The following is a 24,737-nucleotide window of genomic DNA, read 5'->3' as shown; positions in this document are numbered from 1 at the left end:
CCAACCTAATTATTCTTGAATAAATTTAGGACTTACGCAAAACATCTCTCAAATCCTCATTTCTCCGTCACCTCTGTGCCTCTGTGGTTCGTTATTCCATGAGTCTTGCGTAAGTCCTAAAATTAATTATTAATTAGGCTTGATAAATGATAAGTTAGTTTCGGATAATCCAGGGAATAATACTTACTATATACAACAATTTATAGAGAAAATAAATGAGGTTTGAGACTAAGGAAAAAACTAATCAATAAGATTCTTAACTTCTTTCAAAAGTCTTGACAATGTTTACACCATCAAGAAAGTTGTAAGATAGAAGCAGTAACAAAGCTCTTCGCTCACCACAAGCAATGACATCAACTCTGCTAAATTTTCCGCGTCTTAACGCACCTACTCTGCACCATCTGCCAAATGGTTTAACCATTATTGCCGAACAAATGCCAATAGACGCGGTGAATCTCAACTTATGGGTCAAAACCGGTTCAGCAATGGAGTCAGATGCGATTAATGGCATGGCTCACTTTTTAGAACACATGATTTTTAAGGGTACACAGAAGTTAATTAGTGGTGAATTTGAGCGCCGGATTGAAGAGCGCGGTGCTGTCACTAATGCTGCCACCAGCCAAGATTATACACACTATTATACCACAACTGCCCCTAAAGATTTTGCCGAATTAGCACCTTTACAAATAGATGTTGTTTGTAATCCTAGTATTCCTGATGATGCTTTTGAACGAGAACGTTTAGTAGTTTTAGAAGAAATTAGACGTTCTGAGGATAACCCCCGACGGCGAATTTCTCGTCATGTCATGGAAACCGCTTTTGATACCTTACCCTATCGTCGTCCCGTACTTGGACCAGAAGCAGTTGTTGCTCAAGTTCAACCGCAACAAATGCGAGATTTTCATGCTCATTGGTATCAACCTCAGTCAATTACAGCAGTCGCTGTGGGTAATTTACCAGTAGAAGAATTAGTAGAAATTATCGCCGAAGAATTTAGTAAAAATTATCAACAAACAACCAACAAACTAACATCAATAGCAGCAATTCCTGAACCTGCATTTACAGAAATAGTCCGCAGGGAAGTTGTTGATGAAACTCTTCAACAAGCCAGACTAGTAATGATGTGGCGAGTACCTGGATTGATGGAATTAGATGAAACTTATGCACTTGATGTTTTAGCAGGAATTTTAGGACATGGGAGAACATCTAGATTAGTGCGAGATTTACGGGAAGAACGGGGATTAGTATCTTCAATTTCTGTGAGTAATATGAGTAATTTATTGCAAGGTGTGTTTTCGATTTCTGCTAAATGTGATGTCGAAAATTTAGCGGTTGTGGAAGCAGGTATTATTCAACATCTTCGCACATTACAAACAGAATTTGTCAAAGAATCAGAAATTGCCCGTGTTCAACAACGTGTAGCCAATCGGTTTATATTTGGGAATGAAACACCAAGTGATCGCGCTGGGTTGTATGGTTATTATCAGTCATTAATTGGTGATTTAGAACCAGCTTTTAATTATCCCCAATATATTCAAGCACAGGCAGCAACTGATTTAATCCAAGCTGCAAAAGATTATCTTTCCCCAGATGCTTATGGTGTTGTTGTCATTAAACCTATTTAATGATTTGTCATTTGTCATTAGTCATTGGTAATCTGTTCTTAACAACTGACAACTGTACGGGCGAAGCATTTGGAGAACTATTTTTGGCAATGACCGATAATTTATCTTGCAAATGCTTCGCCCCTACTGACAACTAACCACTGTACGGGCGAAGCATTTGGAGGACTATTTTTGGCAATGACCGATAATTTATCTTCCAAATGCTTCGCCCCTACTGACAACTGACAACTGACTAACTACGTTGTAACTGAATTATGTTTGATGCACTATCTGACCGTTTAGAATCCGCCTGGAAAAAACTGCGAGGACAGGATAAAATCTCCCAATCCAATATACAAGACGCTTTGCGGGAAGTGCGTCGGGCTTTATTGGAAGCAGATGTTAACCTCCAGGTAGTCAAAGATTTTATTAGCGAAGTCGAAACCAAAGCCCAGGGGGCTGAAGTTATCGCTGGTGTACGTCCTGACCAACAATTCATCAAAATTGTTTATGATGAATTAGTGCAGGTGATGGGGGAAGAAAATGTTCCCCTCGCAGAAGTTGCGGGGAAAACCACCGTTGTGTTAATGGCTGGTTTGCAAGGAACCGGTAAAACCACAGCCACCGCTAAATTAGCTTTGCATTTACGCAAACAAGACCGTAGTTGCTTATTAGTGGCTACAGACATCTATCGTCCCGCAGCTATTGACCAATTAATTACCCTTGGTAAGCAAATTGATGTCCCCGTATTTGAACTGGGAATTGCAGCAGACCCCGTAGAAATTGCCCGTCAAGGTGTGGAACGCGCCAGAGCCGAAGGCATAAATACAGTAATTATTGATACTGCCGGACGCTTGCAAATAGATGAAGATATGATGGCGGAATTAGCCCGCATCAAAGAAGTAGTCCAGCCCGATGAAACCCTGTTAGTTGTGGATGCAATGACCGGGCAAGAGGCAGCAAATCTGACTCGCACCTTCCATAACCAAATCGGCATTACTGGGGCAATACTGACCAAAATGGATGGGGATAGCCGAGGTGGTGCGGCGTTGTCAGTGCGGCAAATTTCCGGTGCGCCGATTAAATTTGTGGGTGTGGGGGAAAAAGTCGAGGCTCTACAACCGTTTTATCCTGACCGCATGGCTTCGCGGATTTTGGGCATGGGGGATGTTCTTACTTTAGTAGAAAAAGCCCAAGAAGAGATAGATTTGGCAGATGCAGAGCAAATGCAGGAGAAAATCCTGTCAGCAAAATTTGATTTTACTGACTTTCTCAAGCAAATGCGGTTGTTGAAAAACATGGGTTCTTTGGGCGGAATTATGAAGATGATTCCGGGCATGAACAAGCTTTCTGAGGATCAGTTAAAGCAGGGAGAAACCCAGCTAAAACGCTGTGAAGCTATGATCAATTCCATGACGGGCAAAGAACGCCGTGATCCAGATTTATTATCAAGTTCTCCCAGTCGTCGCCGCCGCATAGCTTCTGGTTCTGGGTATAGAGAAGCGGATGTAAGCAAACTGGTAGCGGACTTCCAAAAAATGCGATCGCTCATGCAGCAAATGGGACAGGGTGGCATTCCCGGTATGGGAGGAATGTTTGGCGGTGGAAATCCTTTAGCAGCAGGTGGTAATCGTCCTTCACCCGGCTGGCGTGGCTACCCCGGTGGCGCACCACCAGCGAAGAAAAAGAAGGAGAAAAAGAAAAAAGGTTTTGGGACTCTTTAGTTTAAAAAACTAGATCCCCGACTTCTTAAAGAAGTCGGGGATCTGAAAATTAACACCAAATACGACCACGACGAAAAGGTTTATCAGGTTCAGTTTGTTGGGCTTTTTGTTTAGCCATTTCTTGTGACCAAAAACCATAATCTTCCAAATCAGTAGATAATAATTTACGTTCAATTTCTGCTGGTGGGTTAGGTTCTAGTTCGCTAGAATTTGCGGGGGTTTTCTTTTGTTTACTCATAATATTGATAACTCCTAAATTACACAACTGCAAGAAGATTTAATTTGCTGATAACTACGATTTTGAAATGCAGCGGGGTCATTATAATTAGCACCATGTAATAAATCCATACGAATGCTAACTAAGTCCTCGACTCTACCATGAATGACATCAACAGACCGATGAGGATAAATAATATCTGGTCTTTTTACCGGAGGGGAAAGTTTGGGTAATCTCATAATCAATTTTAGATTGTAGGTTGGGTTGACGTATGTTACCCAACATTAAAAAACTCAACATGATTTCTCGTTCCCATACTCCGTATGGGAATGAATTCTAGAAGGCTCTGCCTTCTATTAAAGCAGAGTCAGAGCCTCTGTAACCGCATTCCCAGTCAGAGACTGGGAACGAGATAACGAGATAAAAGACTTTGTTGGGTTGCGCTGTTGCTTAACCCAACCTACCACTATTAATAAGGAGTAGACCAAGAACGGACTTCGCCCAAAGTAACAGGAATAATATCACTCACATCAATTGTAAACCGGAATAGCTTCTTCGCCCGACGGCTATTTTCAGGGTCAAAGAACTTCAATTTTACATCCCAACAATCGCTATCTAAACGACAGAAAGGACTTTTCTCCACTGTAATACTATCCAACTCCATACCTGTAGCCACAGCTTCCGCAAAGGTAGAAGCCGCTTGAAAAGCATTCGTAGAGGCAAAATTCAACGCCCTATCTTGGGAAGTTGTCCCTAAATTCCGTAAATCATAATAAATACGGCTGAGGAAACTACCCAAAGTCCGACGAATAGACTCTTCTTGGGCTTCTGTAGCTTGCGCTTGCACTGTCTGAATAGCAGCCTGAACTAAGGTGTTAACCTTCCAACCATAAAGTCCGCGAGTGTTGGGAACTTCAATTACTGGCACAACTTGACCAGAAAATAGTTTCACACTGCGTCCTGATAAAATACCGGGAATACTGACTCTCTCTACATAATTCTCGCTGTCTTCTGCTTGAATTTGTCCTGATAATAATTGTTGTAAAATAGCATAGACATCTCTGGCAAAAGCACCACCTGGTTCAATTGCATAGACAGGAGTTAATTCTAAATTCAATGTCCAAATTAAAGACTTAGCCTCAGAAAGATTATCTCCTAAATAATCTACCATCTGCCGCGCATCATAAGGGTTAGCGGGAATCGCTGTTCCGTCTATTTGTACTCCCGGCATTAATTGTTTAAAAGAGTCTCTTCTGGCTTCTGAACCAAAATCGTAACCCAGTGTACCTAAAGCATACACTAAGTTAACTTGAGCGAGGTCGCTGGGCGCTTGACTAGCAGTAATGTAATTAGATGTACGATTTGACATGGTAGTAGATTGAGAATTGGATGAATTTGTGAAAGGTGCGGAAGTTGTCACAGCAGGAACTACTGGGAAAAATTCAGGGGGTATAAATTCTTCCGGGTTGGGTTCTGGTTCAGCACTATTTGTAATCTCTGCACAACCGCAACCAGCAGCTTCAATACTGTCAACGGTTTCTACTGTATCTAATTCTTCGGACATTGTTCCTCCTGTAAAATATGCCAATGCACCAGAAATATTTAATTTACCTAATAAACAGCGACTAATATCGTCTGTATCCTTATCTGTGCAAGGTATAGCAGTTTCTAATAAAACCGCTCTCACCTTAGCGGGGTCGGGTGTTTCACCACGCTGAACTTGCAGACTTAGGAGTAAAGCAGCGACACCGGAAACAATGGGAGTAGCAAAGCTAGTACCACTGAGTTTTTGTGTCCCTCCCCCCGGTTTTGCTCCTAAAATGTGTTCTCCCGGTGCAAGAATGCCTTGGTTTTGATAGCTTTCCCCCCAGTTACTAAAGTCTATGGGTTTACCTTGGTCATTCATTGCCCCTACTGCTAATACGGTGGGTAAAGATGCAGGAACGTGCAAACATTCGCAACCATCGTTACCAGCAGCAGCCACAATTAAAACATTGTGATCTTTGCATAGTTGCACAGCCCTATCTAACCAGCCTTCTGCTTCACCATTATCAGTGAGTTGTCCAGCACTGACATTGATAATATGCGCCCCGGCATTGACGGCTTGTTCTATGGCACGAGCTAAATCTAGTTGGGAAAGTTTCCTATTATTGTCACCAAAAATAGGGACGATTAACCCTCGACATTGGGGAGCTATTCCCCGTAATTCTGAGGAATTATGTTGACCAAATATGATGCTTGCGACATGAGTTCCATGTCCAGACATAGATCCATTAGCAGTAGCTTCTCCCTGGATAAGTGTTGGCAATCTTGTTAAATTTGCTGCATTAAAGCAATTATGAGATTGATCAACCAATCCGTCGAGTACGGCTACACATATTTGTGAATCACCCTGTGTCAAGTCCCATAATTCCTGTATTTCTGTTTTAATTGAAGATTTTGGCATTTAATTTGTTAATTATCTGCTTAAATATCTATTTTGCGCCATAAATATCTATTTTATGGCATTTTTATTACGATTGTGCTTCTAAAACACAAAAGTAATTGTCATATTATTCGGCTGAAATGTCAACTCAATTTACATATTTTAACTGATATAATTTTTTCTTATGTCAAAAAAAAAAACGGTTTTAGTAAGTGTTTATTTTCTTCTGTGCTGTGGATGAAAATCAGTATTTACAAATACTTGACGGGAGGAGATAGTGATTTCCGCTTCACGGAAATATCAAGTAAACAGGAATGTCGATAACCCGATCTATTATAAGTAATTTTTATTGATAAGGTCTTGCCTTGAATCATAATTGTCCGTATGATGAGAATCAGGGTAGCTTCACTTAGCCTACTGATTAGTAATTGCACTTTTTATCGTCTCATGGTAGGCAGTTGCATTGATTATTCTTAAAAATTCACATTAGTTAATACTAAAACTCTACCTCTCCCTAACCCTCTCCTAAGAGGAGAGGGAACAGGAAAAAACTTGAGAATTTAAAGAGTTTAAAGCCTCTTTCCTACAAGGAAACAGGTTTTATATAAAGCTTCTGGTGAATCACAACTCGTTAAATTACCCTTCAACGCCAATTTAACGCCTTCACCAAACCAGTCTTCTTCATAATGAAGAAGTTAAACGAACAAACAAAAAGGAAAAACACACCATGACTAAGAAGAACATCCGCCCCCAACAAGTTGCTCCCGTAGAACGCGAAACCATCTCTACCGCTAAGGATCAAAGCGGTCAGGTTCAAGCCCAGACCAGTCAAATTTGGGGTAGTCCGGTTCCTTTTGCGGGCGACGACGCGGAGTAACTCACCCCATTCTACCACTCACCTCAAAAAATATCAAAAGTCTGTTTCTGTATCCCTTGGCGCACGGTTCGCCTGGATGAATTGACGGACAACCCTTGTCAGTTCGGGGGTTTCTGATACCTGGCACAGGGGTGGCGGAAAACCGGACTTGGATTTTTTGGGGTTGGTGGTTGAACCCTGATTTGTGAGATGAACCCCAGCCAACAGCTTACTACCCCAGTAGCATCTGGTTGGGGTCTTCTCCTTGGGTTTATACTTTTGGCAGAAGCCTTTATACTTTTTGGCACATTCTTCTAAGCTGTTTCCTAGTCGTAAAAAAGCCGGATGCCATTGAGTTAAACCATCATCAGTTAAGCGTTCATAACTGCCATAATTGCTGAAGTCATAGAAAAAACTCTGGCGCATTTTGGCAGCTTTAGGATTAGCGTGAATGTAGCGTAAAGTATTTAATGCTCTGTCTCTATCTGAAGCAGGAAATCCATCACAGTAATATCGTTTCTCCCAAAAATGTCCTGTTCTTCTTAACATCCGATTGAAACACATCGCCGTGTACCAATTCAGGAAGTGCATAATTTTGGGTAACTCTTCTGGCTGTTTAGGTGCAATCAAATAATGAACATGATTTGACATAATGCACAAAGCATAAAGCTGGAAATTGTATTTGTCCAAAGCCTTTTTTATCGCATAAAGAAACACTTCCCGACATTCACGCCGTGATAGCTTAAATTCACGGTTATTGCAACGGATGGTAATGTGGTAAGAATATCCAGACTTTAAATTTCGAGGTTTTCTAGGCATATCTTTTAACAACAATATAAAAACCAGCCGTTTATGATAGCTAATGTAACCCAGAAAGACAGATTTCAAGAACAAAAACTACAGTTTATTCGCAATCATCAACAAGCCTTTGATGTTGAGCCTATTTATCCACTCCCCTTGTTTGAAGACTTTGTGATGAATGTAGAAGGAGACTGTAGCATTGAAGCTTCTTGTAAGATAGAATTAGACAAATTGATTGCCTCAAGATTTATGTTCTTTTTCAAAGATAAGGCACAACAATGGCAAAAATATCTTCATCAATCCCTCACTTTTTTCAATCGAGTAGAAAACCTTGTTGGTGTGCAAGTTGACTACTCTCTATTGCGGCAGTTTTTAGGATCTGACTTTGATTTTCGTAAAGTTACCGTTCTTTCTGCGGGGATTGATTTAAGAAGCAATATTGCTGAATCTAGTTTAAAAATGCACATTAGAATCAAAGATTATCCCGAAAAGTTAGATCAAGCTTTATCCCTAGCCAGCAACGCTGAGGATTTGATTTCCGTACGTCCGTTTCTCTCTCTTGTTGGTTTTGATTTCTATTTCAACGGTCGCAGTGAAATTGAGCTTTATCCCGAAATTCAAGCAGAAGATTTTGCCAAATCAGAAACCCAAAATTTGGTATGGAGACATTTTCCGAAGTTCGTTTTAGACCCTCTAGAAGTTACCGGATCATTTCTAGTTGGCTTCTCAAAAGCTAATCCTAATCCAGTTCTCTATTATAATCTGAAAAATAAGCAAGATTTAGCTAATTATTTCAAACTCAACGATGCAGCCCAACGAGTTCACAGTTTTTATCAAAATCAGGATATTTTACCTCATATGTGGGTAGGTACTGTCCAAAAAGAGTTAGAAAAAACAAGAATCGAAAATGTTAGACTTTACTATTATAAATTCTTCAACTAATCTCTCAGCAACAGCGCAACCCAACAAAATTAAATCACAAAATCACCGAAATATTGGGTAACATCCCTCAACCCAACCTACAGAATTTAAATGACATCCTGTAAATCCTGAAATCCTGAACATCCTGATTCAGACAAAAAAATAACAAAGAAATTCATCCCAAACATCATCTAAACTAGAATTGTAATCAACCATCGTATTTTCTATGACAATTCCCATAACTATTAACTTACCCGAAAGTTTAGCTGCTTCTATCCAGCGTCTTGGAGAAGCAACAGCGCGAGAGATATCAGACGTTTTACTTGACACCCTAGAAATAGTATTACCTACCTTAGATAATCTCTCAGAAATGAGCATTAATTCAAGCATTCCTGATATTTCCGATGAGGAAGTTCTAGAATTAGCTAATTTAAAAATGGATGTAGTGCAAAATCAACGCTTGGGAGAACTACAAGCTAAAGGAAAAAATACCGGTTTAACAGCAGGAGAACGTTATGAATTATTAATTTTAATGTCCCTTTATCAAATGGGACAATTAAGAAAATCTGAAGGTTTAGCCGAAGCTGTCAAACGGGGAATAAAAACTCCTTTATTACCATAACCAAAATTACTCATGTAACATCCTGTAAATCCTGAAATCCTGGACATCCTGATTGGTGACAATTTCATTTTCTGCAAAATTCGAGCAAATTTTATGATATCTACTACTGCAATTTCTCCCATCTTAACTATTCCTCCCCTAGAAAACGGCGACAAATTAACCCGTCATGAATTTGAACGGCGTTATCATGCCATGCCGAATCTCAAAGAAGCCGAATTAATTGAAGGAGTAGTTTACGTGGCATCACCATTAAGAATCAAAAGTCATGGAGAACCCCATGCTTATATTATGACTTGGCTGGGAGTTTATAAAGCAGCTACACCGGGCATAGGTTTCGCCGATAATGCCACAGTGCTAATAGATACAGATAACGAACCACAACCGGATGCTTTATTAAGAATTGAAACAGGAGGACAATCAAGAATAAATAAAGATGATTATGTAGAAGGTGCGCCAGAATTAATAGTAGAAATTGCTGCTTCTAGTGCTTCCTATGATTTACATGAAAAACTCAAAGTTTATCGTCGTAATCAAGTCCAAGAATATTTAATCTGGCGAGTTTATGACTATCAATTTGATTGGTTTAGGTTACAACAAGGGGAGTATATTCAACTTCAACCCAATGCAGATAATATAATTTGTTCCCAAATATTCCCCGGTTTATGGTTAGATAAAATGGCATTATTAGGAGGAGATTTAGGTACAGTATTAGCTGTTTTGCAGCAGGGTTTAGCAAGTCCAGAACATGAGAATTTTATTAGTAGATTATCTAGTTAGTCAGAATCAGGATATCCAGGATTTTTGGTGTCAACTTAACGTAAAATCCATAGCCCGACTGGGAATGAATTCCCAGTCTCATAGCAAAAGTCATCTAAAGATGACTAAATAACCCAGAAAATTTTCAGTAAACTTTAGTTTAGTTTCGCTATTAGCCCGGAAATTCATTTCTGGGCGGGTTTGTCAGCCAACAGATAAGACATTTTTAGCCTAAGTTGCCTATAAGCATTGCTAAACCCCTAATAGCCCGACTGGGAATAAATTCCCAGTCTCATAGCAAAAGTCATCTAAAGATGACTAAATAACCCAGAAAATTTTCAGTAAACTTTAGTTTACTTTCGCTATTAGCCCGGAAATTCATTTCTGGGCGGGTTTGTCAGCCAACAGATAAGACATTTTTAGCCTAAGTTGCCTATAAGCATTGCTAAACCCCTAATAGCCCGACTGGGAATGAATTCCCAGTCTCATAGCAAAAGTCATCTAAAGATGACTAAATAACCCAGAAAATTTTCAGTAAACTTTAGTTTAGTTTCGCTATTAGCCCGTAAATTCATTTCTGGGCGGGTTTGTCAGCCAACAGATAAGACATTTTTAGCCTAAGTTGACACCTATGAGCATTGCTAAACCCCTATTGGTGACAATTATCTAGTTAGCAGCAGTTACCATCCAAACTAAAATTCCTAAAATGACATCAACAGGAGGAAGTGGATAATCTGTAAAATCAATTGTTACAGTTTGTTCGGTTAATTGTAGAAATCGCCAAACAGTACCATTAGTCACGCTACCATAAATTGTAGGAATGGGTTGATTATTAATTTCATTAAATTTTTGAGCAGCAATCATTTCCGCAATACACTGGCCAATACCCGGATTTAAGTCTGATTTTTTAGCTTCCACAATCATAACTGCTGGTGCTTCAACTTCTAACTGTTCTGCTGAAAGACTGAGAACAAAATCACAAACTCCATTCAATCCTAAAGCCGAATCTACAGTAAAATCCGCACCAGAGAATAGACTAATTTTTCTTTCTAAAATCTTACGTACTTCTAGTAAAACCGGACTAATGATTAATTCAGAACGAGCTTTTTCACTTCCCGTCGCTATAGCTAATGGCAAACTTTCTGCTAAAAAATCAGTCAGGGTTGCACTAGCAGCAATTGGTTGGATTTCTGGCAGAAACTTTTTATTTTCAACGGTATTTATGCCAAAGGTTTGCTTAACTTTTTTGAGAGTAAAATCACTATATGACATAATGTAAATATTTCCAAAAATGATGTAAAATCTATGTGAAAATCAACCAACAGCAAAATCTGTATATTGTCGCACTAAAGGTTCATGAAATGCTAAAACAATATCTGATTTTGGCACTCCTAATTTAACTAACTCATCTGCTATACCAATTTCAGTTCCATCATGTTGTATCCAAATTTTCTGATCTTTAATATCCAAATGCAAAACACAACCATGCTGCCGTCTTCTGTTTTTCCAACCCACATACATCAATTGATAATGATCACCAAAACTATCAAAAATCAATTGTTGTTCAATTTCATCTTTAGCTGAACCTAATTGAGCATATTCTGTGATCACTTGTTTGACATAATTGCGATATTGTTCTAGTTTTTCCATGCTACAATTACCTCCTGAACTGGATCATAAATCATGATTTTAAGTTGGGAACGCTGAACAACTGTTTTAATAAACTGCAATTGAAAGAAAGAGTAATAAATTCCTGAAGGAATAGCTAAATATAAAACTCGTTCTGGTTGTTGTTATTCTAATGCCAAATGATAATTAAAAAATTGTCCAATGGCTTGATGAAATATTAGATGTACCAATAAAACTCTTAATTTCCACCGCTATTTTTTCTCCAGCAGCTAAAACTTGCTCCGCACCGAGATCAATATACATTTCCACATCACCGACTTCTATCCTTAAAGGATCATCTGTAATCACCCAACCTTCTTTTTCTAACCCTATCCTAACAGCATCATGAAAAACATCTTTAGCTGGCATTAACTTTATAAAAAATTAGACTTTTCACCCACAATTATAACATCAATTACAACAACACAATCAAAACCATGCCTAACCTTACCGACATCCCCGGAATTTCTCAAATTTGGACACGCACAAAAGGCGACCCCCGCATTAAAATTGCTATCCTTGATGGTGCAGCAGACTTAGAACGCAGTTGTTTTCAAGGGGCAAAATTTAGTCAATTTAAACCCTACTGGTCAGAAGATATTGAACTTAACGATGAATACTATTATTATCTCAATTTATATTTAGATTTTAACCAACAACAAAAAGACAAAAAAGACGACCCCGACCACGATAAAGAAGAATCAAAAAAAGAACGAGAGGCATTTTTTGCACCTTTCCCTCCAGCTATTAGACAACGCATTGAATTATCCGGTCATGCTACTCACATTTCTAGCACTATCTTAGGACAACACGGTACACCAGCCCCTGGTATTGCCCCTTTATGTACAGCATTAAATATTCCTATTTCCTTCGCTAATGATGATTTTATTTCCCCTATCAACCTTACCCACGCTGTTAATACCGCTTGGCAATGGGGAGCGAATATTATCCATATCGCTGCTTGTCACCCTACCCAAACCGGAGTAGCACCAGATTTATTTGCCCGTGCTGTGAAACAATGCCAAGATAATAATATGTTAATTGTTGCCCCAGGTGGTAACGATAAAGGGGAATGTTGGTGTATTCCCTCTATTCTTCCTGGTGTGATTACAGTGGGTGCAATGCGAGATGATGGCCAACCGTTTAAATTTAGTAATTATGGGGGAGAATATCAAAATAAAGGGGTAATGGCTAACGGTGAAAATATTTTAGGCGCCCAACCGGGAACAGAAGAACCTATTAGACAAAAAGGGACTAGTTGCGCTGCACCCATTGTCACAGGTATTTCTGCCTTATTAATGAGTCTGCAATTGCAACGAGGAGAACAACCCAACGCCGAAGCAGTGCGGGAAGCAATTTTAAATAGTGCTATTCCCTGTAACCCCGAAGAAGTGGAAGAACCGGAACGCTGTTTATTAGGTAAGTTGAATATTCCCGGTGCGTTTCAATTATTGACGGGAGAAAGGTTAGAACCTCACCTCCAACCCCTCTCCTATAAGGGAGTGCAAGAACCTCACCCCCAACCCCTCTCCTACGAGGAGAGAGGAGCAGGAATCTCTCGTTCCCAGGTTCTACCTGGGAATGCTACATTAGAGGCTCTGCCTCTCACTATACCGTCAGGCAGAGCCTTGGAGACGGCATTCCCAGTCGGAGACTGGGAACGAGAAACTTTAGTTATTAGCCAGGGAATTAATTCCTCAACTGATTCTATTACCCCTAGTGCAGCTTCTAAATTGGTATATGCTTTAGGAACTATTGGTTATGATTTTGGTAATGAAGCCAGAAGAGACTCCTTTAAACAATTAATGCCAGCAGTGAATATGGACGGGGCAATTATTCCCGCTAATCCCTATGATAGCCAGCAAATGGTGAATTATCTATCAGAAAATCCCGCCGAAGCTAAACCTTTAATTTGGACTCTCAACCAAGAATTAACTCCTATTTATGCTTTAGAACCTGTAAGCGGTTTTGCCGCAGATATCTATGAAACCCTGATTTTGATGTTACAGGGACAAATTCAACCAGAAAACAGTGATGATTTTGTGGAACGGGTAAGTATACCTGCAAGGTTAACAGATAGAACTGTGGAGTTATTTTCTGGTCAGGTTGTGCCTGTAATTACTCTAACTAATACTAGGGGAATGTATGGCTGGAAAGTCAACAGTTTGGTAGATGCGGCTTTGCAAACTGTAATTACGGGAGAAACTGCACCAGCCCAAGAAATAGCTATGAGAAAGGCTTTGAGTAGTTTCTTAAATCGAGTATACTATGATTTGCAAAATTTAGGACAATTGGCAAAAGATCGAGCGTTGAATTTTTCTGTAACTAATGCTTTCCAAGCTGCTTCTAGTTTTTCTCAAGCTATTTCTACAGGGATGCAGCTTGATAGTATTGAAGTGGAAAAAAGTCCTTTCTGTCGGATTAATAGTGATTGTTGGGATGTGAAATTAAAGTTTTTTGACCCGGAAAATGGCCGCAGAGCTAAAAAGGTGTTTTTGTTTACCATTGATGTTAGTGACAGAATTCCTGTAACTTTGGGTCAAGTTCGCTCTTGGTCTGTGCGGAAGTAAGCACGTAGTAGTCTGTCAAATTTATTTTGACGGGTTTTTGGTAGTGCGGGCATACTTCGACAAGCTCAGTACAAGTCTTGCCCCCGTGAGCTGTCAAATTTATTTTGACGGGTTTTTGGTAGTGCGGGCATACTTCGACAAGCTCAGTACAAGTCTTGCCCGCGTGAGCGAGACGCTCACACTACAGTCCATCATTTTTATCTTAACAAACTAGTAGTATATGCTCTGATCAATAATTTATCAAAATTGTTTATAATGAATTAGTGCAGGTAATGGAGGAAAGGTTAAGGTACTACAACTGTTTTATCCCGAAACCACGGGAGTAGGGGGCAAAAAGAATATCTTTCTTACTGACAACTGACAACTGACAACTAAACTAATAGCCATTCACGGCTAAAAAGTGCTAAAATTAGCATTTCAGTGTTGGAAGTTGTGAAGGCGGGTATAATATCCCCATCACTTCCTTATCAATCAGTTACAAACTCACTCACTAGGAACAGGAGAAACAGTTCTCAACATGATCAAATTGCGTTTAAAAAGATTTGGCAAAAAGCGCGAAGCAAGTTACCGGATTGTTGCTATTAACAACCTGGCCCGTCGTGACGGTCGCCCCCTAGAAGAACTAGGATTTTATAACCCCAGAACTGATGAAGTAAAATTAAACATTCCTGGTATCATTAAGCGTCTACAACAAGGCGCTCAACCTACCGATACAGTTCGTAGTATCCTCGTAAAAGCTAACGTTTTTGAACAGGTCAGTGCAACAGCCGCATCATAGTCTTGAGATGAAATCCCTAGCAACCAGTCCCAATTATGTTGGGCTGGTAGAGTTTCTTGTGCAGCCGTTTTTAGAATCTCCAGAATCTTTAAGCGTTGATTGTGAAATGTCTCAAACCCTCAAGCGGGCTTGGGTTCGCATTGCTTTTAATAGCACAGATAAAGAAAAAGTGTTTGGTCGAGGGGGACGAAATATCCAGGCAATTCGCACTGTAATTGCCGCCGCAGCCGAACTAGCTGGGCAATCAGTATACCTGGATATTTATGGCAACAGTTCCCAAAGTCGGGAAAGTGTGTCTTTTGATGAAGAACAGGAAGAGCGGATACTACCACCCAAGTCGAAAGAACGAGAGAACAATATTCCCAAACCTGTTGTTAAACCACGTTTACGCTAGTACCGCAGGGCGGAATTAAAAATTAAAAATTAAAAATTGAAAAAGCAAATTACAAAAGCTTTTTAGTGGTTTTTAATAATTAGTGATTTTTGCCGCACTCTCCTAGTTAGTTTAAATGGTTGGTGACAGATTGAATTCTGGGAAAGATGGAGACAGGGACAACAGCATTGTCAAATCTTGGCGAATAATTCCGTTTTTATGGCGGATTTACCAGCCAAGAATTAACAAATGTTGTCAGCCCATTTCCCAATCATACAAATACTAATTAACAGAAAATTATATAATTTTCAATTTACATTTAATCGGAAAATATTAATTTTGTTAACAACTACTTTTTACCCAATTCAGCAATAATATGGCAGATGATTCCATAATTCAACTGCCTAGTATGTCCAGTGCGATCGCTCTAGCTGGATATGGTGAGGCAAATATCAAGTTATTATGCCAACAAACAGGAGCTAACTTAGTTCTGCGGGGACAAGAATTATTAATTTCGGGAACACCTAAACAGGTAGAATTAGTAAAGCGATTAGTGCGATCGCTAGAAAATTTGTGGAGTAAAGGTAATAATATCTCTAGTGCTGATATTCTCACAGCCCGTCAAGCCCTGGATACAAATACAGAAGACCAATTACAAGACCTACAGCGCGATATCCTCGCCAAAACTCGCCGAGGTTTTGAAATTCGCGCTAAAACCTTTCACCAGCGCCAATATATAGACGCACTTCGCAGACGGGATTTAACCTTTTGTATTGGTCCTGCGGGAACAGGAAAAACCTATCTCGCGGTAGTTATCGCCGTTCAAGCCCTACTCAGTAATCAATTTGAACGGCTGATTTTAACCCGTCCCGCAGTGGAAGCAGGGGAAAAACTCGGCTTTTTACCAGGAGACTTACAGCAAAAAGTCAATCCCTATTTACGTCCTCTTTATGATGCCATTAATGAATTCATAGACCCCGAAAAAGTCCCCAACTTAATCGAACGGGAAATCATCGAAGTCGCACCATTAGCTTATATGCGAGGACGGACATTAAATAACGCCTTTATCATCGTTGACGAAGCCCAGAATACCACACCGGCGCAAATGAAAATGGTTTTAACCCGATTGGGTTTTAACTCCCGCATGGTGATTACAGGTGATGTTACCCAAACTGATTTACCACATTATCAAAAATCAGGTTTAGATGTAGCTTTGCAAATTCTCAGAAACGTGGAAGGAATTGCGATTTGCGAATTTTCCCAAAAAGATGTGGTGCGTCATCCTTTAGTGCAACGAATTGTTGCTGCGTATGAGAAATACGAAACGTAGTAAATTAGTTATATACTAGTTAGTAGTCAGTAGTTAGTAGTCAATGGTTATTGACCACCTATAGCTGTTCTATTTTATTTTTTAATTCAATTAAATCATCATATTGATTAATATCAATATGATTAATTGCCCATTTAGAAAAATGATCCATAGAAATATAGGATCTATTATATGATCTATATGGGAGTTTTTTATCTTTGCTAACTTTGTCCATTGCCTTTTGAATATCTTTGCCATCAAACCAAATTAAATATTGTTTTTGTATCCAAAATTCCTCTTGATCAAAGAGTTGTAAATATTTATGAAGATTGTTTTTAAATTTATCTATTGTGACTTCTTGAACTGTATTTGTAAAGTCTTTAATTAAAGACTCAGCCCTTTCTTCGCAGTCAGATAAGGTTAGAGAATTGGGGATTGTACCTTTAATCCATCTCGTTTTTAATTGTTTTCTACTAGCGGTAAGTTGGCATAAATTACCCAAAGCCCATCTTACAGCTTGATAATCTTGCAAAATCCTAGCAGCATCTTCTATCCATTTAGTGATAACATCAACTCCAGGGGAATCTTTATGACCCCACTTATTATTAGAAATAGGATTTTCTAAATTATTTGCATATTGTGTTGACCAATATTCATGAATAAGTTCAGGATTAAGTAAATAATTTTCAATACAGGTACGATGAGAAAGAAAAGCTCGATTTCTTAGTTTATCTATTTGTAGTAATTTAATTTCTGAAGTAGGTTCAATATCAAAATCACGATCCCTAAAAATTAGGTAATTTTGGGTATTTTCCTTTTTCTCATGCTTATTTTTATTATTTTCAATATTTGTATTTTGATATAAATAACCTGGAACAAAATTTGAAAAATTAAACTTTCCACCAGTAGGAACAATAGTGATCTGATTTGATAAATTTCCTAATAGCTGATTAATAAGGTCTTTGTCGAGCGTACCTTCACAGAAAATAACTTTATTATTAACTACTCCCACAATGCAATTACTCCTCAATTCTGATAATAGATGACTCAGGTACTAATTGAGCTACATAATCAGAATGGGTTGTAATAATAAACTGATTATTTTTACCTAATTTCGGTAAAGCTCTCAATAATGCCTGTTGCATCGGTGGATGTAAATGTAATTCAATTTCATCAATTAAAATAACTGAATTGTGAATATTCCAACTCATAAAATCTATAAGCATAGGAAAAATAGCACGTTCTCCCCCAGACATTTCAGAAATTTCATAGTAGTTTTTACCATCATAAAGATAAAACCAAGGCTCTTTACTAAAAATTTCATCAATATTATCTCGTATTTCCACACCTTGAAATACACGCCCTGGAAAAACTGCTTGATAAATTCTTTCCATTTCTGCGTATAAATCTTTTTGTCCAGGTCGAAAATTTTTACCATTCTTTTGATGAACAGTTTGCCACCTTGCTAGACGAGCGCGGAGAAGATCCTCTGTAATTTCTAATTTGTTTTCTGGATCTTCAGGAGTTAAACTAGTTGCAGTTCTCTGTTCTGTGTACCAAAAAACCGTACCCACTCTTTCAAACACTGGAAACCCTTCAGAACGAAATAATTGTTTAGCATATTCTCGTCCTTTAAATTGAAATAATTCAGCCGCGCTATCTGCTTTTACATCGTCTCCTTGCCATTTTAAAGTAACAAGATGCTTTTGGGCAGGAGGAAGTAAATCACGACCCATTTCTTGTAATTTTTGTTGAAATTCGCCTACAGCTTGTAGTTCTGATTTAGAAAATTGTATATTTATAGTCACATGAGATGGAAATCCCCGCCAATTTCTACCCAGCAAGTCATAGTTAAACCCTGGCCAATCTAAATCAGCAGGTTTTTTCAATCTTCCTGTGGCTGTACCTAGTATTGCCGCTATCGCCTGTAATATACTGGTTTTTCCAGCCCCATTCATCCCAATGAGAACAATTAAATCTTGTGCTAAACCTGTCTCTGGATCAGTAAAATCTAATTCCTGATCTCGAAATTTCTTAAAATGTTTGAGTTTAAGGCTTTGAATTTTCATAAATAAATCTCATGTTCAAGAGAACAATTTACCATAAGTAAGTCGGCCCAATAAAATCGATATATGTTTAGTTTTGTAAAAACCGTGAAACACCCTATTTATAAGGTATTCGTTAATTTATATTTCGTTACATAGATTGATTTTTTAACGCCGACCTACTTATCATATTTATTCATGATAGCAATTTGAGTCCAATCATGTTATAAACTTTTATAGCCAGAAGTTATTTATTCATTTTCCATCACGTCAACTAATTCATATTCAACATAAATGATGACAACAACATTGAAAGAATTTTTAGAAGCTTGTGAAACCTTGGGAACTTTGCGCCTAATTGTCACCAGTAGCGCCGCTGTTTTAGAAGCTAGAGGAAAAATAGAAAAGCTATATTACGCCGAATTACCAAAAGGTAAATATGCGAATATGCACACCGAAGGCTTTGAATTTCATTTGAATATGGATATGATTCAACAAGTGAAATTTGAAACAGGTGAAGCTAAAAGAGGGAATTTTACAACCTATGCAATTCGGTTTTTAGATGCAGAAGAAAAACCTGCATTAAGCCTCTTTCTGCAATGGGGTAAACCAGGAGAATACGAACCAGGACAAGTAGAAGCTTGGCAAACTTTAAAAGAAAAGTATGGGGAAATTTGGCAACCTTTAGCCCTAGAAACCTTATAATTTTGAAATCCCTAGATCCCCGACTTCTTTGAGAAGTCGGGGATCTAAACTAAATAAATGTTATTAATTGTTGAATATGGTGATAAAAATAATTATTAGCTTTTGCTTAATGCTTTTTTTGTTCTTAGGAAATAATCAAGCCCAGGCTGGAGAATTAGCAGAACATTTAGCCAAATTCCCCCAATGGGAAAAATTAACATCAGTCAAACCAGCCAAAGGAGATTTAGTTTACCCAGAATGGATGTCTGGGACTTGGAAAGTTACCAGCACATTAGTAGATTTAGCCGCACCTTTAGCACCGGATATAGTGACACCAGGCTTTGAAGGTAATCGTAGTCAATTAAATCAACCAATTAGTTTTTTAGTTAAATTCATAAAAGTTAAACCAACTAATTCGGGGTTAAAAATTTTTGCTAACTTCCAAAAGCAAGCATCAATATTAGTTGCAGATAGAGAATTTAATAGTTTAAACCTATCCAGAGCTTATTTAGGGAATGAGGCTGTTTTATCATCCAAAGTAGATCCTCAATCTCCCAATCGTCAAATTACATTTTTGCGGGGTGAACGGCAATTAATTTCTATTATCAGCGATCGCGCCACAGAAACAACAGCAGATAATCAATTCATCACCACAGAAGTTTTCCAACAATTATTTAAAGGCAGTTATCGTCCATATTTGAATACTGTAGAATCAACCACAGCCTATCAAAAGCTTTCTACACCATCTCCAGCCATTACCGCAGATCAAGTAACTGCTGTCTACCTTTCCCCCCAAGATCCTGATTATTTTACCGCAGGTTCTCGACCAGTGGCTTTATATCGGTATCGGCTAGAATTTTTTCCCCCAAGCTGAACTTCTAACCCGCTTGTACTCTCTACAAAAAAATGGAGAACTAATCGCGTAAATCTCGGAAACTACTTTGGAGTAAAGGATTCAGACTTTATCCAAAAATATTTTCTCCAACCCCTTGCCAAACCCAGAGACTACTGCTATTATAGTTAAGCGTGGGACACAAACGGGTCGATGTCCGAGTGGTTAATGGAGACGGACTGTAAATCCGTTGGTTTACGCCTACGCTGGTTCAAATCCAGCTCGGCCCATATCCTACAGAAATTAAGAATTATAAATGCTGTGCTATAAACAAATGTACAGCATTTTAAATCTTATTTTTAGCTTCTATTTCGCCCGTGTGGCTCAGTGGTAGAGCACACCCTTGGTAAGGGTGAGGTCACGAGTTCAATCCTCGTCACGGGCTTTTTAAAATGACGGGAATTCAATACTTCTGGTAGCTTGCATAAGTTGGCTGTACTCTACCAGTATCTCATTACAGATGGGAACTTGCATAGTAGTTGCATAACAGGAATACTTATTAAGTAACATTTATCTATAAGATAGCCTTATATAAATACCTTATTCTGTAGTTTCATCATGCCATCAGCTAACTACTCACGCTATATTGACCTGTAATGCCTCTCTTTTGAGTTTCAGGTACAGACAGTCATGCAAAGGTGATATTGGCTGTTTTAGAGGTATTTACAGATAGGTGTTTTTGAATTACGTTTAATCAAATTAGGAAACAGTTGTTTTAAATTGCGTTGTACAGCAACAGTAGCGGCGTGCGTGATAGAACTCATTGCTAATGGAGTTTGGTAGCTATCTAATATGAACAGTATAAGCATTACTATAAAGATAGTACAAACATAAGAGTTGTATAAATTAGCTCCACAATAAACACTAACCTGCGACATTGGTGACAAGTTACAGCGGTTTCCGCTCTTATGAGGTACAAAGTTGAATCATGAAACTCTTGTAGTGCGGGCATACTATGGCTAACGCCACGCTGCGCTATCGACAAGCTCAGTACAAGTCTTGCCCGCTAGATATGTACCTCATAACACCGGGAAGTGCTGTATACCATTACAAGAGACAAAGATGATTTCGTCACATTTGATTTATGGATTGTCTGTAAATATAGAAAGGGAAAGCATAAAAAGCATGGAGTTCAATACTTTGTTTATGTTGCTCATAAGGTCAAAACAAATTTAAATTATATCTATCAAGATTATCGAAAAAGATTTGGCATTGAAACTAGTTATCGTCTGAAAAATATTTGTCGAATTAAGACGAATAACAAAAATCCAGTTTTGAGATTACTATTCATTAGACCTCTTGCAGAATTGATTTTGTGTTATGATGGTTGATTTTTTTAATCTTAATGGGGTGAGATAACTAAAAAGATTGATACCTGGGGTATTTGTAGCGATAGTTGTAATCGCGGAACGTCTGACATAAAAAACATCACCAAAAAAAGATAAAATCAAATTCTGTCATTATCAGAATCTGAGGTGATGAAAAAATGAACTATAAATCCATCCAACAACTAAAACCAAGAGCATTTAAGCGTCGCTTTGGAGTGAGAAGAAAGACTTTTAAGAAAATGGTTAAAACTCTCAAAGAATTTCAAACTATCAGGTGGTTTGAGCCAACCTGAAGTAGTGGTAATGGATGTAACTGAAACACCTATTGAACGTCCAAAAAGAAAACAACAGGAATTTTTTTTAGGAAAGAAAAAACGTCACACCCTTAAAAGCCAATTGATTATTAATCAAGAAACAGGAGAAATTATTTGTACTTTTTTTGGTAAGGGGCGCTGTCATGATTTTGCCTTATTCAAAGCTAGTGGGGTTCATTTTCATCCAGAAATACAAGGTTTACACGATAGTGGTTATCAAGGAATTAACCACTATCATAGCAACAGTTACACTCCCAAGAAAAAGCCTAAAAAGAGGGAACTTTCCACTTGAGAAAAAGACTATAATCGTGTTTTAGCAAAGGCAAGAATTGGCATTGAACACGTCAATCGCCGCCTGAAAATTTTGAAGATTTTTGGTGATAGATATCGTAATCGCCGTCGTCGTTATGGTCTGCGTTGTAATTTACTAGCAGCAATTTATAACTATGAGTTAAATTTAGCAGTTCCAAAATGCCAACCCCCAACTATAACATAAAAGTAATTTTGCAAGAGGTCTAATATTTTCACCAGATTATCACAAAGAGTACATACCGCTTTGTGAAATATATCCAGACAAAATCCAAATCCCCACAAAAATCCTGAAAATCCCTAAATCCTGGACATCCTGATATGGCTTGCGCCACGCTACGCTATCAGACAGAAAAACGTAGTCAACCTAGCTATATTACGAAATGTAACAAAATTGCGGTTAAAACGCTTTACCATCTTGACAACTGAGAAAAGAGCCGATAAGGTGGTATACATACCCGGGTAAGACCACTAGAAAGTTGTATGCAAACTAAGCAAAAGGTTACGTTATATTTATCACCGGAACTGCACAGAAGACTTAAAATTCGTTCTGCTGTTGACTCAGAACCCATGTCAGACCTCGCAGAACGGGCGCTCAGTTTCTACCTGACCAACTCAGAATTAGTAGAAGAAATAGAAGCGTCTGCTCATGGGCGAACTCACCGGATTTATTCCTGTCCCACCTGTGAAACTTCACTCGTACTGCGTGATGGTGAACTCGTGAACTTGGGCAACCAACCAGGAATCATTGGACAAGACCATCTATCCATTGATGGTAGAGAAAAAGAAGAAACCCATCCCAAGGGTGAGGAAGAATTAGTTCCTTGTTAGATAGGAATTAATGATGATTAATAGTCTGGCTTAACGCCATGCGATCGCTGATCGGTACTGTCTCTATAAGGTCTCAAGTAGGTCGATAGTATGAAAGAAGAGCTCAATATTTTAATTCAAGCTCAATACCCTTTAATCTACCTTGTGACCTCCGAGGAAGAGCGGGCAGAGCAGTCAATTTTTAAAGTCTCCCAAGATTTAAAACCCCAAAGACGAGTATATATTTGGACAGTAACTCACGGTATCGTCGAGTACGGTCAACCCCGAAATACCACTCAACACAATACTGTCTCTCCCGAAGCAGCCATTGATTGGATTATTCGGCAAAAAGAACCCAGTATATTTATTCTTAAAGATTTACATCCCTTTATTGATGCGCCGGCAACAACCAGATCGCTCCGGGACGCGATCGCTAGTTTCAAAGGAACGCAAAAGAACATTATCTTAATGTCCCCTGTGCAACAAGTTCCTATCGAACTAGAAAAAGAAGTTGTTGTTTTAGATTTTCAATTGCCTGACATGGCTGAGTTAAATAAAGTTTTAACCGCCCATCAAGAGCAAAATCGTGGACGACGGCTGACAACCGAGGCGCGAGAAAAGCTACTCAGAGCCGCTTTAGGTCTAACTAAAGATGAAGCTGAGAAAGTCTACCGCAAAGCACAGGTAACAACTGGGCAATTAACGGAAAATGAAGTTGATATTGTCTTATCCGAGAAAAAGCAACTCATCCGCCGCAACGGTATCTTGGAGTACATCGAAGAAGATGAAACCATTGATGCTGTGGGTGGCTTGGAAGAATTAAAAACCTGGCTCACCCAACGCTCCAACGCCTTTACAGAAAGAGCGAGAGAGTATGGGTTGCCCCAACCAAAAGGAATGTTAATTCTCGGTGTTCCTGGTTGTGGTAAGTCACTCATTGCCAAAACTACCTCCCGTTTATGGGGTTTACCAATTCTGAGATTAGATATGGGGCGGGTCTACGACGGCTCAATGGTGGGTCGAAGTGAAGCCAACCTGCGGAACGCCCTGAAAACAGCAGAATCAATTTCCCCCACGATTCTGTTTATTGACGAATTGGATAAATCCTTTGCGGGTAGCGGTGGTTCTGGCGATTCTGATGGGGGGACATCAAACAGAATTTTCGGCTCTTTCCTCACCTGGATGCAGGAAAAGAAATCTCCAGTTTTCGTAATGGCGACTGCTAACCGCGTAGAACGCCTACCTGGAGAGTTTTTAAGGAAAGGTCGCTTTGATGAAATATTCTTTGTGGATCTGCCCACACCGGAAGAACGTCAGGATATCTTCGGTATTCACCTGACCAAACGTCGGGAGGAAATTGCTAGATTTGACCTAGAACAACTAGCAAAAATGTCCGATGGCTTCTCCGGGGCAGAAATTGAACAAGCGATAGTGGCGGCTATGTATGAAGCCTTCGCCCAAGATCGGGAGTTCACCCAATTAGATATTATTGCTGCATTGAAGTCTACTTTGCCGCTGTCACGAACGATGCAAGAACAGGTCACAGCTTTAAGAGACTGGGCCAGACAGCGTGCTAGACCCGCAGCCTCCTCTGTTGCTGAATATCAGCGCATGGAGTTTTAAAAGCTTTCCTCTGAAATGTCAGGGGGGAAAGGTTAGTCACAAGGCTAACAGATAGAAAAAAGCCGTTCCCAATTAATGCGGCTTCGCTGAAAAAGAACCGTTGTCGTT

General features: G+C 39.0%; 23 protein-coding genes, 2 tRNA genes and 2 pseudogenes. 17 read left to right on the top strand and 10 right to left on the bottom strand.

Translation table 11 applies throughout. The features are described 5' to 3' along the window. Positions 1-347 precede the first annotated feature (347 nt). Complete coding sequence (locus ANA_RS17760; protein WP_015081397.1) at positions 348-1,625, top strand: M16 family metallopeptidase; 1,278 nt, start codon at positions 348-350, stop codon at positions 1,623-1,625. A 7-nt stretch (positions 1,626-1,632) separates the two neighbouring features. Here the strand turns inward: ANA_RS17760 and ANA_RS28310 are convergent, their stop codons facing one another. Further along, complete coding sequence (locus tag ANA_RS28310; protein ID WP_256380188.1) at positions 1,633-1,758, bottom strand: hypothetical protein; 126 nt, start codon at positions 1,756-1,758, stop codon at positions 1,633-1,635. 121 nt (positions 1,759-1,879) lie between these two features. Between ANA_RS28310 and ffh the strand changes: the two genes are divergently transcribed. Next, positions 1,880-3,328, top strand: a complete 1,449-nt coding sequence (ffh, locus tag ANA_RS17755) for a signal recognition particle protein (protein ID WP_015081396.1) — start codon at positions 1,880-1,882, stop codon at positions 3,326-3,328. Between the two features lie 49 nt (positions 3,329-3,377). On the opposite strand, the gene ANA_RS17750 is transcribed toward ffh, so the two are convergent. The 3 genes from ANA_RS17750 to ANA_RS17740 form a co-directional block, all read right to left on the bottom strand. Continuing rightward, complete coding sequence (locus ANA_RS17750) at positions 3,378-3,566, bottom strand: cyanobactin biosynthesis PatC/TenC/TruC family protein (RefSeq protein ID WP_015081395.1); 189 nt, start codon at positions 3,564-3,566, stop codon at positions 3,378-3,380. A gap of 14 nt (positions 3,567-3,580) precedes the next feature. Continuing rightward, complete coding sequence (locus ANA_RS17745) at positions 3,581-3,784, bottom strand: cyanobactin biosynthesis system PatB/AcyB/McaB family protein (protein ID WP_015081394.1); 204 nt, start codon at positions 3,782-3,784, stop codon at positions 3,581-3,583. 230 nt (positions 3,785-4,014) lie between these two features. Beyond that, complete coding sequence (locus ANA_RS17740; RefSeq protein WP_015081393.1) at positions 4,015-5,991, bottom strand: S8 family peptidase; 1,977 nt, start codon at positions 5,989-5,991, stop codon at positions 4,015-4,017. A 706-nt stretch (positions 5,992-6,697) separates the two neighbouring features. Here ANA_RS17740 and ANA_RS24870 point away from each other — a divergent pair. Further along, positions 6,698-6,847: an anacyclamide/piricyclamide family prenylated cyclic peptide gene (locus ANA_RS24870; RefSeq protein WP_015081392.1), complete on the top strand. Its 150-nt coding sequence runs from the start codon at positions 6,698-6,700 to the stop codon at positions 6,845-6,847. Positions 6,848-6,880: 33 nt separating this feature from the next. Here the strand turns inward: ANA_RS24870 and ANA_RS17735 are convergent, their stop codons facing one another. Next, positions 6,881-7,645 (bottom strand): transposase, encoded by a 765-nt coding sequence (locus tag ANA_RS17735; RefSeq protein ID WP_015081391.1) that lies wholly within the window; start codon positions 7,643-7,645, stop codon positions 6,881-6,883. Positions 7,646-7,678: 33 nt separating this feature from the next. Here ANA_RS17735 and ANA_RS17730 point away from each other — a divergent pair, with 33 nt between their 5' ends. The 3 genes from ANA_RS17730 to ANA_RS17720 all read left to right on the top strand — a co-directional run bounded on the left by ANA_RS17730 (position 7,679) and on the right by ANA_RS17720 (position 9,947). Next, positions 7,679-8,569: a DUF5838 family protein gene (locus ANA_RS17730; RefSeq protein ID WP_015081390.1), complete on the top strand. Its 891-nt coding sequence runs from the start codon at positions 7,679-7,681 to the stop codon at positions 8,567-8,569. A 205-nt stretch (positions 8,570-8,774) separates the two neighbouring features. After that, positions 8,775-9,170: a hypothetical protein gene (locus tag ANA_RS17725; protein ID WP_015081389.1), complete on the top strand. Its 396-nt coding sequence runs from the start codon at positions 8,775-8,777 to the stop codon at positions 9,168-9,170. Between the two features lie 93 nt (positions 9,171-9,263). After that, the gene (locus ANA_RS17720) at positions 9,264-9,947 is read left to right on the top strand and encodes a Uma2 family endonuclease (RefSeq protein ID WP_015081388.1); all 684 of its coding nucleotides are present in this window, start codon (positions 9,264-9,266) and stop codon (positions 9,945-9,947) included. Between the two features lie 645 nt (positions 9,948-10,592). Here ANA_RS17720 and ANA_RS17715 read toward each other — a convergent pair. The 3 genes and pseudogenes from ANA_RS17715 to ANA_RS17705 all read right to left on the bottom strand — a co-directional run bounded on the left by ANA_RS17715 (position 10,593) and on the right by ANA_RS17705 (position 11,963). After that, positions 10,593-11,198 carry a hypothetical protein gene (locus ANA_RS17715; RefSeq protein WP_015081387.1) on the bottom strand — a complete coding sequence of 202 codons (606 nt, stop codon included), beginning with the start codon at positions 11,196-11,198 and terminating at the stop codon, positions 10,593-10,595. A gap of 42 nt (positions 11,199-11,240) precedes the next feature. After that, positions 11,241-11,576, bottom strand: coding sequence for a XisI protein (locus ANA_RS17710; RefSeq protein WP_015081386.1), 336 nt, complete (start codon positions 11,574-11,576; stop codon positions 11,241-11,243). Beyond that, positions 11,564-11,963, bottom strand: a pseudogene (locus ANA_RS17705) (XisH family protein). The gene ANA_RS17710 and the pseudogene ANA_RS17705 overlap by 13 nt, the downstream one beginning before the upstream one ends. A 68-nt stretch (positions 11,964-12,031) precedes the next feature. Between ANA_RS17705 and ANA_RS17700 the strand changes: the two are divergent. From ANA_RS17700 to ANA_RS17685, 4 genes are all read left to right on the top strand, one after another. Then, positions 12,032-14,164 (top strand): S8 family peptidase, encoded by a 2,133-nt coding sequence (locus ANA_RS17700; RefSeq protein ID WP_015081385.1) that lies wholly within the window; start codon positions 12,032-12,034, stop codon positions 14,162-14,164. Positions 14,165-14,681: 517 nt separating this feature from the next. Beyond that, on the top strand, positions 14,682-14,942 hold the full coding sequence (gene rpsP, locus ANA_RS17695) for a 30S ribosomal protein S16 (RefSeq protein ID WP_015081384.1): 261 nt from the start codon (positions 14,682-14,684) through the stop codon (positions 14,940-14,942). 7 nt (positions 14,943-14,949) lie between these two features. Next, entirely contained in the window at positions 14,950-15,336 is a 387-nt protein-coding gene (locus tag ANA_RS17690; RefSeq protein WP_015081383.1) for a KH domain-containing protein, read from the top strand. A 355-nt stretch (positions 15,337-15,691) separates the two neighbouring features. Further along, complete coding sequence (locus ANA_RS17685; protein ID WP_015081382.1) at positions 15,692-16,645, top strand: PhoH family protein; 954 nt, start codon at positions 15,692-15,694, stop codon at positions 16,643-16,645. A gap of 58 nt (positions 16,646-16,703) precedes the next feature. Here ANA_RS17685 and ANA_RS17680 read toward each other — a convergent pair whose 3' ends face one another. Next, the gene (locus ANA_RS17680) at positions 16,704-17,636 is read right to left on the bottom strand and encodes a hypothetical protein (RefSeq protein ID WP_015081381.1); all 933 of its coding nucleotides are present in this window, start codon (positions 17,634-17,636) and stop codon (positions 16,704-16,706) included. 7 nt (positions 17,637-17,643) lie between these two features. Continuing rightward, positions 17,644-18,693: an AAA family ATPase gene (locus ANA_RS17675; protein WP_015081380.1), complete on the bottom strand. Its 1,050-nt coding sequence runs from the start codon at positions 18,691-18,693 to the stop codon at positions 17,644-17,646. Between the two features lie 273 nt (positions 18,694-18,966). Between ANA_RS17675 and ANA_RS17670 the strand changes: the two genes are divergently transcribed. From ANA_RS17670 to ANA_RS17635, 7 genes and pseudogenes are all read left to right on the top strand, one after another. Beyond that, positions 18,967-19,374: a ChuX/HutX family heme-like substrate-binding protein gene (locus ANA_RS17670; RefSeq protein ID WP_015081379.1), complete on the top strand. Its 408-nt coding sequence runs from the start codon at positions 18,967-18,969 to the stop codon at positions 19,372-19,374. A gap of 76 nt (positions 19,375-19,450) precedes the next feature. Then, the gene (locus tag ANA_RS17665; protein ID WP_015081378.1) at positions 19,451-20,227 is read left to right on the top strand and encodes a DUF6816 family protein; all 777 of its coding nucleotides are present in this window, start codon (positions 19,451-19,453) and stop codon (positions 20,225-20,227) included. Between the two features lie 165 nt (positions 20,228-20,392). Then, positions 20,393-20,475, top strand: a tRNA-Tyr gene (locus tag ANA_RS17660). Positions 20,476-20,558: 83 nt separating this feature from the next. Next, positions 20,559-20,630: transfer RNA gene (locus ANA_RS17655), tRNA-Thr, on the top strand. A 1,101-nt stretch (positions 20,631-21,731) separates the two neighbouring features. Then, positions 21,732-22,383 (top strand): annotated as a pseudogene (locus ANA_RS17645) (transposase family protein). Between the two features lie 296 nt (positions 22,384-22,679). Then, positions 22,680-23,027 (top strand): hypothetical protein, encoded by a 348-nt coding sequence (locus ANA_RS17640; RefSeq protein WP_015081377.1) that lies wholly within the window; start codon positions 22,680-22,682, stop codon positions 23,025-23,027. Between the two features lie 90 nt (positions 23,028-23,117). Then, positions 23,118-24,629, top strand: coding sequence for a stress-responsive protein Ycf46 (locus ANA_RS17635; protein ID WP_015081376.1), 1,512 nt, complete (start codon positions 23,118-23,120; stop codon positions 24,627-24,629). The last annotated feature ends 108 nt before the right edge of the window (positions 24,630-24,737 follow it).

The organism is Anabaena sp. 90, from assembly GCF_000312705.1.
Taxonomy (GTDB): Bacteria; Cyanobacteriota; Cyanobacteriia; order Cyanobacteriales; family Nostocaceae; genus Dolichospermum; species Dolichospermum lemmermannii.
Note: the sequence above shows the minus strand (reverse complement) of the source record. Positions and strands in the feature narration are given on the sequence as shown.

What these genes read in the sequence shown, in the direction of transcription:
- ANA_RS17760 (WP_015081397.1), top strand. Translation starts at nt 348, where the DNA reads ATGACATCAACTCTGCTAAATTTTCCGCGTCTTAACGCACCTACTCTG.
- ffh (WP_015081396.1), top strand. Translation starts at nt 1,880, where the DNA reads ATGTTTGATGCACTATCTGACCGTTTAGAATCCGCCTGGAAAAAACTG.
- ANA_RS17750 (WP_015081395.1), bottom strand. Translation starts at nt 3,566, where the DNA reads ATGAGTAAACAAAAGAAAACCCCCGCAAATTCTAGCGAACTAGAACCT.
- ANA_RS17745 (WP_015081394.1), bottom strand. Translation starts at nt 3,784, where the DNA reads ATGAGATTACCCAAACTTTCCCCTCCGGTAAAAAGACCAGATATTATT.
- ANA_RS17740 (WP_015081393.1), bottom strand. Translation starts at nt 5,991, where the DNA reads ATGCCAAAATCTTCAATTAAAACAGAAATACAGGAATTATGGGACTTG.
- ANA_RS24870 (WP_015081392.1), top strand. Translation starts at nt 6,698, where the DNA reads ATGACTAAGAAGAACATCCGCCCCCAACAAGTTGCTCCCGTAGAACGC.
- ANA_RS17735 (WP_015081391.1), bottom strand. Translation starts at nt 7,645, where the DNA reads ATGCCTAGAAAACCTCGAAATTTAAAGTCTGGATATTCTTACCACATT.
- ANA_RS17730 (WP_015081390.1), top strand. Translation starts at nt 7,679, where the DNA reads ATGATAGCTAATGTAACCCAGAAAGACAGATTTCAAGAACAAAAACTA.
- ANA_RS17725 (WP_015081389.1), top strand. Translation starts at nt 8,775, where the DNA reads ATGACAATTCCCATAACTATTAACTTACCCGAAAGTTTAGCTGCTTCT.
- ANA_RS17720 (WP_015081388.1), top strand. Translation starts at nt 9,264, where the DNA reads ATGATATCTACTACTGCAATTTCTCCCATCTTAACTATTCCTCCCCTA.
- ANA_RS17715 (WP_015081387.1), bottom strand. Translation starts at nt 11,198, where the DNA reads ATGTCATATAGTGATTTTACTCTCAAAAAAGTTAAGCAAACCTTTGGC.
- ANA_RS17710 (WP_015081386.1), bottom strand. Translation starts at nt 11,576, where the DNA reads ATGGAAAAACTAGAACAATATCGCAATTATGTCAAACAAGTGATCACA.
- ANA_RS17700 (WP_015081385.1), top strand. Translation starts at nt 12,032, where the DNA reads ATGCCTAACCTTACCGACATCCCCGGAATTTCTCAAATTTGGACACGC.
- rpsP (WP_015081384.1), top strand. Translation starts at nt 14,682, where the DNA reads ATGATCAAATTGCGTTTAAAAAGATTTGGCAAAAAGCGCGAAGCAAGT.
- ANA_RS17690 (WP_015081383.1), top strand. Translation starts at nt 14,950, where the DNA reads ATGAAATCCCTAGCAACCAGTCCCAATTATGTTGGGCTGGTAGAGTTT.
- ANA_RS17685 (WP_015081382.1), top strand. Translation starts at nt 15,692, where the DNA reads ATGGCAGATGATTCCATAATTCAACTGCCTAGTATGTCCAGTGCGATC.
- ANA_RS17675 (WP_015081380.1), bottom strand. Translation starts at nt 18,693, where the DNA reads ATGAAAATTCAAAGCCTTAAACTCAAACATTTTAAGAAATTTCGAGAT.
- ANA_RS17670 (WP_015081379.1), top strand. Translation starts at nt 18,967, where the DNA reads ATGACAACAACATTGAAAGAATTTTTAGAAGCTTGTGAAACCTTGGGA.
- ANA_RS17665 (WP_015081378.1), top strand. Translation starts at nt 19,451, where the DNA reads ATGGTGATAAAAATAATTATTAGCTTTTGCTTAATGCTTTTTTTGTTC.
- ANA_RS17640 (WP_015081377.1), top strand. Translation starts at nt 22,680, where the DNA reads ATGCAAACTAAGCAAAAGGTTACGTTATATTTATCACCGGAACTGCAC.
- ANA_RS17635 (WP_015081376.1), top strand. Translation starts at nt 23,118, where the DNA reads ATGAAAGAAGAGCTCAATATTTTAATTCAAGCTCAATACCCTTTAATC.